Below are 13,759 nucleotides of genomic sequence, written 5' to 3' on the forward strand. Positions count from 1 at the left end.
AATTAAGCTGAATAAATTACTGCTGATTCGGTTGAATACCGCGGATCTCACGTAAATTATTAGCTTGTCCCGTAATGCCCGCTTCGAATTCACTGCGGAAGTAATTGATTGCACTCTGTAATGGCTCAACCGCGCCCGGAGCATGGGCACAAAACGTGTTACCAGGTCCTAACGAGCGACATAATTGCTCAAGTGTTTCAATGTCTCCTGGTTGGCCTTCACCGTTTTCAATGGCCATCAGGATTTTTACACTCCAAGGCAAGCCATCACGACAAGGTGTACACCAACCACAAGATTCGCGAGCAAAAAAAGTTTCTAAGTTGCGAACCAAAGAAACCATGTTGATCTTATTGTCCACCGCCATCGCCAACGCGGTTCCCAGACGACTACCAGCTTTTTGGATATGCTCAAAATCCATTGGCAAATCCAAATGCTCTGGTAAAAGGAAATCCGTACCAGCACCACCTGGTTGCCAGGTTTTCAAATCCAATCCGGCCTTCATGCCACCCGCGTAATCTTCCAGAATTTGACGCGCGGTAGTGCCCATTGGCAGCTCCCACAAACCTGGGTTATTGACGCGACCAGAAAAGCCCATAAGCTTGGTGCCACAATCCTTACTGCCATTGGTCGTAATACCTTGGTACCAATCCACGCCTCGATTAAGAATGCCCGGGACATTACAGATCGATTCCACGTTATTGACGCAAGTGGGTTTGCCCCATGCACCAGAAACAGCGGGGAAAGGCGGTTTTGATCTTGGGTTCGCTCGACGCCCTTCAAGAGAGTTAATCAATGCGGTTTCTTCACCACAGATATAACGACCCGCACCTGTGTGCACGAACAGTTCAAAATCTTTACCGCTGCCTAAAATGTCTTTTCCTAGCAACCCTGCTTGCTTCGCTTCTTCTATCGCTTTACGTAGATTTTCAGCCGCTTCGACGTACTCTCCACGCAAAAAAATGTAACCTCGATAAGCTTTAATAGCGTGCGCCGCGATGATCATGCCTTCTACCAATAAATGCGGCATTTGCTCCATCAACAAACGGTCTTTATAAGTACCAGGTTCCATTTCATCGGCGTTACAAATCATGTAACGAATGTTCATCGATTCGTCTTTAGGCATCAAACTCCACTTAAGACCGGTCGGAAACCCTGCACCACCACGGCCGCGTAAACCTGCGTCTTTCACCTGAGCAACCACTTCATCAGGGTGCATCGCTAAGGCCTTTTCGACACCGATGTAACCTTCTCGTTGACGATATTCTTCTAACCAAACTGGCTGTTCATCATCACGAAGACGCCATGTTAGCGGGTGATCTTCTGCCGTCCGCTTACTTGATAGGCTCATTGATACTGCTCCAAAATTGTTGACAGCGTAGCGACTTGTAAGCGCACGTGCGTATCATCGTTCACCATCATGGTTGGCCCTTTATCACAGTTCCCCAAACAACACGTTGGCAAAAGCGTAAAACGATTGTCCGCTGTGGTTTGTCCAGGTTTGATCTGGAGTTGTTTTTCTAACTCATCAACGATTTCCTCAAAACCCGTTATGTGACAAACGACACTATCGCAATAGCGAATAATGTGTTTCCCCACTGGCTGACGATAAATTTGACTGTAAAAAGTGGCGACACCTTCAATATCACTGGCAGGTATACCCAATAAACCTGCGATGGCTTTAATCGCACCATCTGGCACCCAACCATGACGTTTCTGAACAATTTTTAATGCTTCAATAGAAGCGGCACGAGGATCTTCATAATGATGTTTTTCATGCTCGATAGCCTGCGCATCAGCATCATTTAGAATAAAATCGTCGTCACTCACTGTAATTATTTCAATCGATTGACTCATGATTAACGGTCCACATCTGACATAACAAAATCAATACTGCCTAGGTACACAATGAGATCCGATACTAGGCTGCCTCGAATTACCGATGGAATTTGCTGCAAATGCGGAAAACTCGGCGTACGTACACGGGTACGATAACTAGAAGTATTGCTATCGCTAGTGAGGTAATAACTGTTGATGCCTTTGGTCGCTTCTATCATTTGAAAGGACTCATTGGCAGGCATAACTGGACCCCATGACACTTGTAAAAAGTGGGTGATCATGGTCTCGATATGTTGCAGAGTTCGCTCTTTCGGAGGCGGAGTCGTCAATGGATGATCCGCTTTAAATGGACCAGAAGGCATGTTTTGGTAACACTGAGTTAAGATCTTCAGACTTTGACGAATCTCTTCAACTTTAAGCATGACACGGTTGTAACAATCGCTGACACCACCGCCGACAGGGATTTCAAAATCAAAATTTTCGTAGCCTGAATAAGGGCGCCATTTGCGCACATCAAATTCGATACCGGTGGCTCGTAGCCCTGCTCCAGTGACACCCCATTCCAACGCTTCTTTGGCGTTATAGGTTGCAACACCTTGAGAGCGCGCTTTCAATACGGAGTTATGCAGCGCTGCTTTTACATATTCATCTAAACGTTTAGGCATCCAATCTAAAAAGGTTTTTAGTAACTGTTCCCAACCTTTTGGCAGATCATGAGCCACACCGCCAATACGAAACCAAGCCGGATGCATACGAAAACCGGTAATCGCTTCCACTACGTCGTATATTTTCTGACGATCAGTAAAAGCAAAAAACACCGGCGTCATCGCGCCAACATCTTGAATAAACGTGGAGATATAAAGTAAATGACTATTGATGCGAAATAGCTCAGACAGCATCACTCGAATCACTTCCACACGTTCAGGCACTTTAATACCAGCAAGCTTTTCAACCGCTAATACATAAGGCATTTCATTAACGCACCCACCTAAATATTCAATACGGTCGGTGTAGGGAATATAACTATGCCAGGTTTGGCGTTCGCCCATTTTTTCAGCACCACGATGGTGGTAACCAATATCAGGAACACAGTCGACAATGTCTTCACCATCAAGCTGTAAAATAATGCGAAAAGCACCATGTGCAGAAGGATGGTTTGGCCCCAAGTTAAGGAACATAAAGTCTTCATTGTCTTTACTACGCGCCATACCCCATTCTTCGGGTTTGAAAGTAAGCGCTTCCATTTCAATCGCTTCTTTTTGGCGTGTTAACTCATAAGGGTCAAATTCGGTTGCACGAGCGGGATAATCTTTGCGTAATGGATGACCTTTCCATGTATCTGGCATCATGATACGACGTAGATTAGGGTGCCCCTTAAAGACGACACCAAACATTTCCCAAGTTTCACGCTCATACCAATTAGCGTTTGGAAACAGGCTAATAATGCTGGGTAGCTCTAACTCTTTTTCACTCAACCCGACCTTTAACATAATGTCGGTATTGCGATAAATAGATAACAGGTGATAGAAAACTGTGTAATCAACACCGGTCGGTAATTGCTCACGATGTGTTCGTAGACGCTCATCAACCCCATGCAGGTCATACAACATGGAATAAGGTTTAGAGATGTTTTTTAAGAAAAGGATAACGTCAGTGATTCGTTCTCGAGCAACCCAAACAACTGGCATCCCAGTTCGTGTTGCTTGAAAATGAAACGTCGACTCTCCAAACTTTTCGATAAGCTCACTAACGACAGGGTCAGTGCGGTGATCTCCAGTCTTCCAAGACTCAGGGACGGAGTAACTTGTTGCTTTGGTCATCTTTGCTCACTATCTTGAAATACGCTTAATGCACATAATGAACGATTAAATTTCGTCCGGAGTTCGTAGGTTTTTCACCGCAATACGATCATCACGTTTTCGTTCACGCTCAGGCTCCATATTGGCTTTGTAAACCCCTTGATCACCCACAACCCAAGACAGTGGACGACGTTCTTTACCGACGGCTTCTTGAAGTAAATTGAGCGCTTGAATATAGGCTTCTGGACGAGGTGGGCAACCTGGAATATACACATCCACAGGAATGAATTTATCAACACCTTGAACCACAGAATAGATGTCGTACATGCCGCCTGAGTTAGCGCAAGCCCCCATTGAAATCACCCATTTTGGTTCTAGCATTTGATCGTATAAACGCTGAATAACAGGCGCCATCTTGGTAAAACAGGTGCCTGCTACAACCATGAAATCCGCCTGTCTTGGTGAGGCACGAAGTACCTCAGAACCAAATCGAGCGACGTCATTGACGGCAGTAAATGACGTGGTCATTTCAACGTAACAACAGGACAAGCCAAAATTGTATGGCCAAAGTGAGTTTTTACGCCCCCAATTGACTAAATCATGTGCTGCATGCTCGAGCTTGCCTAGGTAAACACTACGGTGAACCTGCTCCTCAAGCGGGTCACTGACTACTTCTGTAGTTTCAAGTGGATAGCGATCGTCTTCGCCATCCAAATTAATGCGTGTGAGCGTATAATCCATGATGAGACCTCTCGGTTATTTGTGAGAACCGTCGACAAGTTTGATAATTTCAGATTGATTAATAAGCTCTTTTGAACGAACTGGCGCCCAATCCAACGCTTTAGTTCTGATCAAATAAATCAAACCAGCAAGCAATACAAAAATGAACGTAGTGGCTTCAATGAAGCCCATCCAACCGCTTTCACGAATGGATACCGCCCAGGCATATAAATAAAGAGCTTCGACATCGAAGATTACAAAGAACATAGCAACCAAATAAAATTTGGCGGAAAACCTAAGTCGCGCGGTACCAACCGATGCAATACCAGATTCAAAAGGCGTATTCTTGGCGCGAGCTTGTGCTCTTCCACCTAAGAAAGTCCCTCCGATCAACATCGCACCACCAAGGCCTATAGCGACCACAATAAACACTGCAAATGCCCAATGATGGGCGATTACATCGACAGGTGTAGACATAGAAAACGGCGCTTAAATTAAATGTTGGACAAAAACATTGGCTCAGAAGATTGAGTCAATACCCTATTATTTTTTGAAGGTTCGATATCAGGCAGATGCAGGAAAATGATCTAACCTATTCAACTAAACTGAAGTGATAGAAAACGACTTGCAAAAAATCCTGAGAATCATTATTTTTTTATTAGATTTATTATTTCAAACAAAAATTCTGCTCATCGACGCTGAAAATCAGATGCGTTCAGGAGCATCTTCAGCAGATGTCAATTATCCTACTCGCCTTATTCTTATCCTGTATAGAGTCATGACGGTCACACAAGAAAGCACCACATTCTTTTCTACATTTATGAGTTTTTGTCCTTTATATTTATCAAGACTAAACATAAAAATGGTCAGATTACTGTAAGCAAAACACAAATCTGTTCTTTTAGTCAGAATTTGACTTACAAAAAAATACATGAAAACACCTTAAATAACGAAAACTCGACATTTGTTTATAAAGTGAATTACTTCTGCGAGGGTGAGATAAATAGAACGAAGGCTGACATTTCAGCTTTGAAAGGCAATAAAAAAGGCTTCCAATTGAAAGCCTTTTTTATCTGTGATTTTCGATTCCAATCGCTATGATCTTGATTCTATTGTAAGTAGATCATCTGGATTTTCCGTGAAATTATTTTTTAAGTTGCTGTTCTTTTTTATCTAGCCACACCTTAAATAATCGACCAAGCTCTAAAAAAATCAACCCAAAAATCACTCCAGCGACCCAATGCAATGCCAGTAAAAAACCGATCGTTGCAATCATCGCATAACCGTACATCAGGTTTGTACGCACCTTTGGCTTATGCTGTCGAGTAAACCAAGTAATGCACAGTAAAGCTAAGCTAAACCAAACATAATGCTCTACTAAAATTGGATATAGCATTTCATCCCCTATCTAGTTAATAATGATAGCCTTACTTAAAACATTCTGGGCTAGCTTTTTGTTTTCACGACTAATTCTACTATTTTTATTGTTGGCTACCAATGACTCTTGGGCCGCTCACGACATTGCGTTGATAGATGACACCCATAGCGTGTTTAATGTAGCGAAAAGTGCCCACTATCTTGTTGACAGTAGTGGGCAGTTATCAATCAACACTGTCTCTTCAGAAGCATACTCCAAGCATTTTTTACCCGTTAACGGGTATTCCTTACAACTAGGGTTGATTAAAGGAAACATTTGGTTGCGAACAGAAGTCGCTATTAGAACCAGCAAAAACCAACCAGTTTTACTTGAGCTCAATGCCCCACGTATAGAATATATTGATATCTACATTCCTAGCCTTTATGAAAACCAGGTTCAAGCTCGTCTCGGTGAAGACCGTCCTTATTCGAATAGACCCATTGAGCACCCGAATTATCTTTTTCCGCTACCAAGTAACGCTCCGCCCGTATTTACTATCTATCTGCGGTTATCTTCAAACTTACCAATCAATGTGCAGATCTATCTTAAAACCTTGTCTAAGGTCTCATTAAGCTCACAAGAGAACTTTTCTTTTACGGGCTTATTAATGGGAATCCTATTGGTTTTGTTCTTAAGTAATATCTTTTTCTATATAAAAAGCACACACCCGATGTACATTGTGTACAGTGTTATGCTGTTAGGAATCGCTTTATTTCATCTGGCATTCCATGGTCAACTTTATCAATTTTTTCCTAATCAAGTAGGACTACAAGAACGTATATACAATTTTGCCGCTCTATCTTGTATGGTTGGCATGACCTTTTTCTCCCGACTCTATCTGGATACCAAATCCTATTTACCGACGCTCGATAAAGCGCTAGTTGTCCTTGGTACTACTAATGCTTTTTTCGCGATACTCTTTACCGCGTCACCACATTTTATCAATATCATCTACTTGTCTTTTATCACTTTTATTACACTGCTTCTGTTAACCGCATTGGCTGTTTATGCCTATTTCAAATCCATTCCTTTTTCTGGACATTATTTAACAGCTCGTATCACTTTGCTCATTGGGTATTTTATTTGGGCAATGAGCGCCTACGGAATGATGTCCAGTCCAATCATTTATGAATGGGGCTTGACGGTTATATTTATTATTGAAGCCATGATCCATTTCAGCGGCATGATTGCTCAACTCAATCCATTTTTGAAAAAACAATCCCGCTTAACTCGCTACTCACAGGCCAAGACGTTAGATCTTATTTCGGACCTATCAAGCCGCTTGCGCAGACAGATCAATGTTATCGATGGAAGTCTTTTAGAAATAGAAAAAAACCTTAAAAGTGAGAAAAACAGGCAGCTTATTCATAATGGACTGATTGCTAACAACAACTTGCAAGAATTAACTGAACGCCTTGATTTCATCGGTGCCACACAAGACAAAACTCAACCGGAACAATCGCTTCCGCTGTTTTTAACTAAAATTGTCGACGATGCATACAATAGCTTTCAACTTCTAGATCAAGACAATACAAGTGTCGATCTCATCACTAAGAACATTGATCATGTAGAAATATTAAACAATGCTGAGCTTATTCAGCATTTGATTGAAACCATGATACTGGAATTCAAATACTTCACCGATCAAGTGCTAACGATGGAGATTTCTCGTCACGATTTAAATCGTGAAGGCATACGAATGCTTGAGCTCTACTGCTACCCCATTCCAAACCGGGTGTCTAAAGCCGAAGGGGGATTTGATTTAGGGATGAACTACATCTCGTTACTCATCCATCATCTAAATGGTAAAATGGACATTACTCAGCATGAAAAATCTCAAGTATTAAGTGTTAGTATTCCAATTTCGTCTCATATTCGATACGCCAGAACCGAACTAGAGCAGGAACATAATTGCGATTTAATTCTCTTCGGCCAACAGGATAAAGACTTACAAAAAGCATTAAATATCCTACAGTCTAAGCACAATAATATTGAGCATTTTGATCAATTGGATGAGTTACTAATATTCTTAGACAAACCAGACAACCGATATTTGGCCAGTATTATTTTAGTCTTTGATAATGGCGGGCATATTCCTCATATCACTATTCAGAAAGTTCGACCACTGATGAAAGTTGAAGACCAATGCCTACTGATTACGAATAATGTTAAAATGTCACGAGATTACGCGAAAACCATTGGCTTTGATGAGCTAATGACCGGCAGTGAACTTGATAGCCAACTGCAAGTGCAATTATTGCGCCTGATTCGCAGAGGCGAGAGACATAAAAACACTTTATTGCCTAGCATCAAACCTTTGCGCAAAGAGCCTTGATGAATCGATACATACCTTCAATAATAGAAACCTAGGGGACTACATGGATTGCCTATTTTGTAAATTAGTCAAAGGCGAGATACCAGCCACTATTTTGTACCAAGATGATGATGTGATTGCCTTTGAAGACATCATGCCTCAGGCGCCAACGCACTTTTTAGTGATCCCAAAGCGCCATATCAGTACATTAAACGACTTGACCGATGACGATGCTCCGATCGTAGGGAAGCTCCCTATCGTTGCGGCGAAAATCGCCAAAGAAAAAGGCATTAGCGATGCCGGCTATCGCGTCACAATGAACTGTAATGAAATGGGTGGCCAAACCGTGTACCACATTCACATGCATGTACTCGGTGGTCGCGCCATGACCTGGCCGCCAGGCTAATAGGAGTAAATACGATGTTTTCTGTTCTAGACAAAGCGGTATTACAGTTTGATCGGGCTCTGCAAACACTAGTGCCACACGCAGCAAAAGCCATGCGAGCGTCTCCAGCTAACGAACACCAAGAAGCACAATACACGGATGCTGAACGCAAGCATGCTATTGGCCTAATGCGGATAAACCATACTGGTGAAGTTTGCGCTCAAGCATTGTATGCAGGCCAAGCAAGCACAGCCAAACTGGATGCCGTTAGAGAAAAAATGGAGCATGCTGCAGAAGAAGAAATAGATCACCTCGTATGGTGTGAGAAACGCTTATACGATTTAGGCAGTCGACCCAGTATTTTAAACCCATTATTTTATGGTGCTTCTTTTAGTATCGGCGCAGGGGCTGGATTGATTAGTGACAAGCTCAGTTTAGGCTTTGTCGCCGCAACCGAAGATCAAGTCTGCACTCATTTAGAAAAACATATGAGCGCATTGCCAGTACAAGATGTAAAAAGTAAAGCAGTGCTTACTCAAATGCACATTGATGAAGCACGACATAAACAAGCAGCATTAGACTCTGGGGGCTATGTTTTCCCTAAACCTGTTATGGCAATGATGACACAAATTTCAAAAGTTATGACCATCTCAACTTACAGGATCTGATTATGAACCGTGACCTACACGCCATTCGACGTGATTATCAATTCGAGGATCTCTTGGAAGATACCGTGGGAGACAACCCTACCGCTTTCTTTGATCAATGGCTTGCTTTTGCTATCGACGAAGGCGTCGATGATCCAACGGCTATGCTAATAAGCACAGTCGACGCTCAAGGGCAGCCTCATGCTCGTGTGGTTCTGTTAAAAGAACATAATGAGTCAGGCTTCACCTTCTTCACCAATTATGAAAGCGACAAAGGCCAGCAGCTGGCACACAACAACAAAGCTTGCTTAACGTTTTTTTGGCCCACGTTATCACGACAAATTCGTATTGAAGGTACGGTAGAAAAAGTACTCAGAGAGGTTTCTGAAGACTATTTCTCTAGTCGTCCTAGAGGCAGTCAACTTGCTGCACGAACATCAAAACAAAGTGCCATCATTAAAGATCGAAGCGTTCTTCAAGCCGCCTTTAAGGCAGAAGAAAAAGCGTTCACGGATCAAAAAGTGGCCTGTCCTGAAAACTGGGGTGGCTATACTTTAAACCCAACCTCTATTGAGTTTTGGCAAGGCCGTCCTAGTCGCCTCCATGATCGTCTATGCTTCAGCAAAATTAATGAACAATGGACACTGCGACGTAAAGCGCCTTAACCCTGTGTACAGTGATCAGAATAAGAGGAGCCGAAACGTTAAACTTATCCGCTCCTCTTTGACGTTTTTTCTTTTCGGTAAACTATGCTGCCATAACACCTGAGTAGATTCACACATCACTAACCAACTTTCGTTAGGTAAACTTACCGTATGTTTTATCTTGTGATTGCCTTTAAGGCGAAATACAAACTCCCTCTGCGCACCTAAACTTAACATCGCCACCACAGGCGCTGGGCCAAGCGTTGCTTCGCTGTCACTATGCCACCCCATATAATCGTCACCATCTTGATACCAGTTTAATAAGACACAATTAAACCGCTGCCCCGATAAACACTCGGCTTCTTGCTTAATACTCAGCAACCAATCTGGCCACCCCTGCGCATAATGATCTACACCGGAATAACGATAGCAAAGCCCATGATCACCCAAAAAAGCGACTTTTCGAGGCACACTAACCTCACGACCAAACATAATAATTTTCTCTTGATTCCACTCTAAATTCTTTTTAAGACAAGGTAATAGCACCGAGCACCTTGAGCTCGAATTTGAGTGTCGGTATGATGGCCGGACTCTCTTCGTTATATTTCCCTTGGACTCACATGTCAGCAGATCATGATGTTTTAGACGTTTCACGCAGTTCGTTCCTTGATGCATATCGAGGCTTTGCCGTTTTGCTTATGATGATTTTTCATTTTTGCTGGGATCTAGGAAACTTTGGTTATATTGAGTTTTCATTAGCCGATCCATTCTGGATCGATTTTAGACGCGTTATCGTGACGCTATTTCTCACCGCTGTAGGCTGGTCCGCCTATTTATCCAATCGTCATCACCTCAGATTCGTAATCTGGAAACGAGACGTAAAAGTACTGCTGGCTGCTGCATTGATTTCTCTCGGTACCTATCTTGCGCTCCCCAATCATTGGATTTTTTTTGGCATCTTACACTTTATTTTTCTGGCTACCTTTTTGGTACGCCCATTAAGTCGTCGCCCTATTCTTTCTGCTTTGATCGGCAGCGCTATTCTCGCCATCTACAGTGAAACGTCTTGGTTGCATTTCCCAAACGCCCTTCCTACCATAGTACATTACTTAAATTTACCTCATCAGACACTAGACATTCTTTTTCCACTGCCTTGGATTGGGGTTGTTTTGATTGGTCCTCTATTCGGTTATTTAAATTGGCATAAATGCACCATTCCAAACCACTTGTTGGTGCAAATATTAACCTTTATGGGTCGCTTCGCTCTACCTATCTATCTGGTACATCAGTTAATTTTATTCTCTTTGGTCGCTTTTGCCAAAATGGTGCTAAGCGCTTAATCCTGATCAATGTTTGGGCAAGAAAAAAGGCTATTTTTTTTTCGTAAAAATAGTAAAAAAAAGACAATCACATATTGCCTCCCACCAAGATTCCGCTTCCTAAGGCGAGCCTAGTTAGTAGACGCTTACCGTAGTCAACGGACCTTAATTCTGTGCATTTATCAAGTCTTGATTTAAAAAAAAAAGAGCATTATTGTTCGCACAGTCAGGTGATCAAAACACTATATGTAGTGTTCAAACAAGCAAGCCAACACTAGATACAGTAAAACACCTCTTAAATCACAGAATGCACTAATGGGAAGTTAAGGCATGAGCACTCTCACAGTTACTAAGCGTAACGGGCAGACCGAAAACATCAATCTTGAGAAGATTCATAAAGTCATTACATGGGCCGCTGATGGCTTAGACAATGTATCCGTTTCCCAAGTCGAATTAAAAGCCCAAATTCAGTTCTTTGAAGGGATTCGAACCACTGATATTCACGAAACTTTGATCAAATCGGCCGCTGATTTAATCTCGGAAAACACCCCTGATTACCAGTATCTTGCCGCGCGCCTTGCCATCTTCCATTTGCGTAAAAAAGCATTTGGTGATTTTGAGCCACCACATCTTTATGCTCATGTGCAAAACCTTGTTGAACAAAAGCGCTACGATGAAAACCTGCTAAAAGATTACTCTAAAGAAGACTTCGAGAAACTAAACGGTTTTATTGATCACTCTCGTGATATGGATTTTTCTTACGCTGCGGTTAAACAGCTAGAAGGGAAATATTTAGTTCAAAACCGCGTTAGTGGCCAGATTTATGAAAGCCCACAATTTATCTATATTCTAGTCGCTGCATGCTTGTTTGCAGGCTACGATAAGAAAGAACGCTTAGTCTTGATCAAACGTTTTTATGATGCTGTTTCTAAGTTCAAAATTTCACTACCAACACCGATCATGGCGGGTATTCGTACCCCTACACGTCAGTTCAGTAGCTGTGTATTGATTGAATGTGGTGACTCTCTAGACTCTATCAATGCCACGTCTAGCGCTATCGTTAAGTACGTTAGTCAACGCGCTGGTATTGGCGTAAATGCGGGCGCTATTCGCGCTTTGGGTAGCCCTATCCGTGGCGGTGAAGCTTTCCACACAGGCTGTATTCCATTCTACAAACACTTCCAAACCGCCGTGAAAAGCTGTTCACAAGGTGGTGTTCGTGGCGGTGCGGCCACTGTTTTCTATCCGATCTGGCACCTAGAAGTAGAAAGCCTATTGGTCTTGAAAAACAACCGTGGTGTTGAAGAAAACCGTGTTCGTCACCTAGATTACGGCGTTCAATTTAACCGTTTGATGTACCAACGTTTGATCAAAGGCGGCAACATTACCTTGTTCAGCCCATCAGATGTGCCTGGTCTATACGATGCCTTCTTCGCAGATCAAGAAGAGTTTGACCGTCTATACGTTCAATATGAGCAAGATGAGTCCATCCGTAAGCAAACTATTAAAGCGTCTGAACTGTTTACCTTGTTTGCTTCTGAGCGTGCTAGTACAGGCCGTATCTACCTGCAAAACGTCGATCACTGTAATACGCACAGCCCGTTTGACCCAGCCGTTGCACCGGTTAAACAAAGTAACTTGTGTCTAGAAATCGCACTACCAACTAAACCATTAAACCGCATCGACGATCCAGAAGGCGAAATTGCCCTTTGTACCTTGTCTGCTTTTAACCTTGGTGCCTTAGAAAACCTTGATGAGCTCGAAGAACTGTCTGAATTGATTGTTCGCGCATTAGACGCTTTGCTTGATTACCAAAACTACCCAATTCCAGCCGCACAACGTGCGACTGAACTGCGCCGTACTTTGGGTGTGGGTGTGATCAACTACGCATACTACCTTGCGAAAAACGGTGTGCGTTACTCGGATGGCAGTGCCAACGAATTGACTCACAAAACCTTCGAAGCGATTCAGTATTACCTACTAAAAGCTTCGAATAAGTTGGCGAAAGAATTCGGCCCTTGCTTGGCGTTCAACGAAACGACCTACGCAAAAGGCATTTTGCCAATCGATTCTTACAAAAAAGAAATCGATAACATCGTTTCTCCTGAGCTTTACTACGATTGGGAAACATTGCGTAGCGACATAGTGACGCACGGTTTGCGTAACTCAACACTCACGGCGCTGATGCCTTCTGAAACCTCGTCTCAGATCAGCAACGCGACCAATGGCATTGAGCCACCACGTGGTTTTGTCTCTGTGAAAGCCAGCAAAGACGGTATCCTGAAACAAGTGGTACCTGAGTTTGATCGCCTAAAAGAGCAATATGAGCTACTATGGACCATCCCTTCAAACGATGGTTACTTGCAGCTTGTGGGTATTATGCAGAAGTTTGTCGACCAAGCGATTTCAGCCAACACAAACTACGATCCACAGAAATTTGAGTCTCAAAAAGTGCCAATGAAGGTAATCCTGAAAGACCTTCTAACCGCTTACAAACTGGGTGTTAAAACGCTTTATTACCATAACACTCGTGACGGCGCAGACGATCAGCAAGACGATATTGATGACTGTGCTGGTGGTGCTTGTAAAATTTAGGTCTGATATTTGTCTTACAGACCCTGCGTTATTGGTAAACTAATACCGTTGAAATAGCGCAGACACGAGCCCCATCCTAGATG

General features: G+C 42.8%; 13 protein-coding genes. 6 read left to right on the plus strand and 7 right to left on the minus strand.

All coding sequences use genetic code 11. The features are described 5' to 3' along the window. Positions 1-16 precede the first annotated feature (16 nt). The 6 genes from nuoF to V6259_RS10100 form a co-directional block, all read right to left on the minus strand. The gene (nuoF, locus tag V6259_RS10075; RefSeq protein WP_133011579.1) at positions 17-1,348 is read right to left on the minus strand and encodes an NADH-quinone oxidoreductase subunit NuoF; all 1,332 of its coding nucleotides are present in this window, start codon (positions 1,346-1,348) and stop codon (positions 17-19) included. Beyond that, on the minus strand, positions 1,345-1,854 hold the full coding sequence (gene nuoE / locus V6259_RS10080) for an NADH-quinone oxidoreductase subunit NuoE (protein ID WP_341584422.1): 510 nt from the start codon (positions 1,852-1,854) through the stop codon (positions 1,345-1,347). The genes nuoF and nuoE overlap by 4 nt, the downstream gene beginning before the upstream one ends. A 2-nt stretch (positions 1,855-1,856) precedes the next feature. Beyond that, complete coding sequence (gene nuoC, locus V6259_RS10085; RefSeq protein ID WP_341584423.1) at positions 1,857-3,656, minus strand: NADH-quinone oxidoreductase subunit C/D; 1,800 nt, start codon at positions 3,654-3,656, stop codon at positions 1,857-1,859. 45 nt (positions 3,657-3,701) lie between these two features. After that, complete coding sequence (locus tag V6259_RS10090) at positions 3,702-4,376, minus strand: NuoB/complex I 20 kDa subunit family protein (RefSeq protein ID WP_133011576.1); 675 nt, start codon at positions 4,374-4,376, stop codon at positions 3,702-3,704. 15 nt (positions 4,377-4,391) lie between these two features. Then, positions 4,392-4,832, minus strand: a complete 441-nt coding sequence (locus V6259_RS10095; protein WP_133011575.1) for an NADH-quinone oxidoreductase subunit A — start codon at positions 4,830-4,832, stop codon at positions 4,392-4,394. Positions 4,833-5,499: 667 nt separating this feature from the next. Next, positions 5,500-5,751, minus strand: a complete 252-nt coding sequence (locus tag V6259_RS10100; protein ID WP_133011574.1) for a hypothetical protein — start codon at positions 5,749-5,751, stop codon at positions 5,500-5,502. A gap of 58 nt (positions 5,752-5,809) precedes the next feature. Here V6259_RS10100 and V6259_RS10105 point away from each other — a divergent pair, with 58 nt between their 5' ends. The 4 genes from V6259_RS10105 to pdxH are packed head-to-tail and all read left to right on the plus strand — an operon-like array spanning position 5,810 to position 9,783. Beyond that, the gene (locus V6259_RS10105) at positions 5,810-8,107 is read left to right on the plus strand and encodes a 7TMR-DISM family protein (protein WP_341584424.1); all 2,298 of its coding nucleotides are present in this window, start codon (positions 5,810-5,812) and stop codon (positions 8,105-8,107) included. A gap of 43 nt (positions 8,108-8,150) precedes the next feature. Continuing rightward, a complete protein-coding gene (locus tag V6259_RS10110; protein ID WP_341584425.1) occupies positions 8,151-8,492 on the plus strand; it encodes a histidine triad nucleotide-binding protein in 342 nt (113 codons plus the stop codon). 14 nt (positions 8,493-8,506) lie between these two features. Then, positions 8,507-9,139 (plus strand): 2-polyprenyl-3-methyl-6-methoxy-1,4-benzoquinone monooxygenase, encoded by a 633-nt coding sequence (coq7, locus tag V6259_RS10115; RefSeq protein WP_341584426.1) that lies wholly within the window; start codon positions 8,507-8,509, stop codon positions 9,137-9,139. 2 nt (positions 9,140-9,141) lie between these two features. Continuing rightward, the gene (pdxH, locus tag V6259_RS10120; RefSeq protein WP_341584427.1) at positions 9,142-9,783 is read left to right on the plus strand and encodes a pyridoxamine 5'-phosphate oxidase; all 642 of its coding nucleotides are present in this window, start codon (positions 9,142-9,144) and stop codon (positions 9,781-9,783) included. A gap of 15 nt (positions 9,784-9,798) precedes the next feature. Here the strand turns inward: pdxH and V6259_RS10125 are convergent, their stop codons facing one another. Beyond that, complete coding sequence (locus V6259_RS10125) at positions 9,799-10,308, minus strand: alpha-ketoglutarate-dependent dioxygenase AlkB family protein (protein WP_341584428.1); 510 nt, start codon at positions 10,306-10,308, stop codon at positions 9,799-9,801. 74 nt (positions 10,309-10,382) lie between these two features. On the opposite strand from V6259_RS10125, the gene V6259_RS10130 reads away from it, so the two are divergent. After that, complete coding sequence (locus V6259_RS10130; RefSeq protein ID WP_133011568.1) at positions 10,383-11,102, plus strand: heparan-alpha-glucosaminide N-acetyltransferase; 720 nt, start codon at positions 10,383-10,385, stop codon at positions 11,100-11,102. Positions 11,103-11,411: 309 nt separating this feature from the next. Further along, a complete protein-coding gene (gene nrdA / locus V6259_RS10135; RefSeq protein ID WP_341584429.1) occupies positions 11,412-13,676 on the plus strand; it encodes a class 1a ribonucleoside-diphosphate reductase subunit alpha in 2,265 nt (754 codons plus the stop codon). Positions 13,677-13,759: the final 83 nt, after the last annotated feature.

It is taken from the genome of Marinomonas sp. TI.3.20, assembly GCF_038155025.1.
Lineage (GTDB): Bacteria > Pseudomonadota > Gammaproteobacteria > Pseudomonadales > Marinomonadaceae > Marinomonas > Marinomonas flavescens.

Excerpts from the sequence above, each read along its gene's own strand:
- V6259_RS10095 (WP_133011575.1), bottom strand. The coding sequence starts at position 4,832 with ATGTCTACACCTGTCGATGTAATCGCCCATCATTGGGCATTTGCAGTG.
- V6259_RS10100 (WP_133011574.1), bottom strand. The coding sequence starts at position 5,751 with ATGCTATATCCAATTTTAGTAGAGCATTATGTTTGGTTTAGCTTAGCT.
- nuoC (WP_341584423.1), bottom strand. The coding sequence starts at position 3,656 with ATGACCAAAGCAACAAGTTACTCCGTCCCTGAGTCTTGGAAGACTGGA.
- nuoE (WP_341584422.1), bottom strand. The coding sequence starts at position 1,854 with ATGAGTCAATCGATTGAAATAATTACAGTGAGTGACGACGATTTTATT.
- V6259_RS10110 (WP_341584425.1), top strand. The coding sequence starts at position 8,151 with ATGGATTGCCTATTTTGTAAATTAGTCAAAGGCGAGATACCAGCCACT.
- pdxH (WP_341584427.1), top strand. The coding sequence starts at position 9,142 with ATGAACCGTGACCTACACGCCATTCGACGTGATTATCAATTCGAGGAT.
- nrdA (WP_341584429.1), top strand. The coding sequence starts at position 11,412 with ATGAGCACTCTCACAGTTACTAAGCGTAACGGGCAGACCGAAAACATC.
- V6259_RS10130 (WP_133011568.1), top strand. The coding sequence starts at position 10,383 with ATGTCAGCAGATCATGATGTTTTAGACGTTTCACGCAGTTCGTTCCTT.
- coq7 (WP_341584426.1), top strand. The coding sequence starts at position 8,507 with ATGTTTTCTGTTCTAGACAAAGCGGTATTACAGTTTGATCGGGCTCTG.
- V6259_RS10090 (WP_133011576.1), bottom strand. The coding sequence starts at position 4,376 with ATGGATTATACGCTCACACGCATTAATTTGGATGGCGAAGACGATCGC.
- nuoF (WP_133011579.1), bottom strand. The coding sequence starts at position 1,348 with ATGAGCCTATCAAGTAAGCGGACGGCAGAAGATCACCCGCTAACATGG.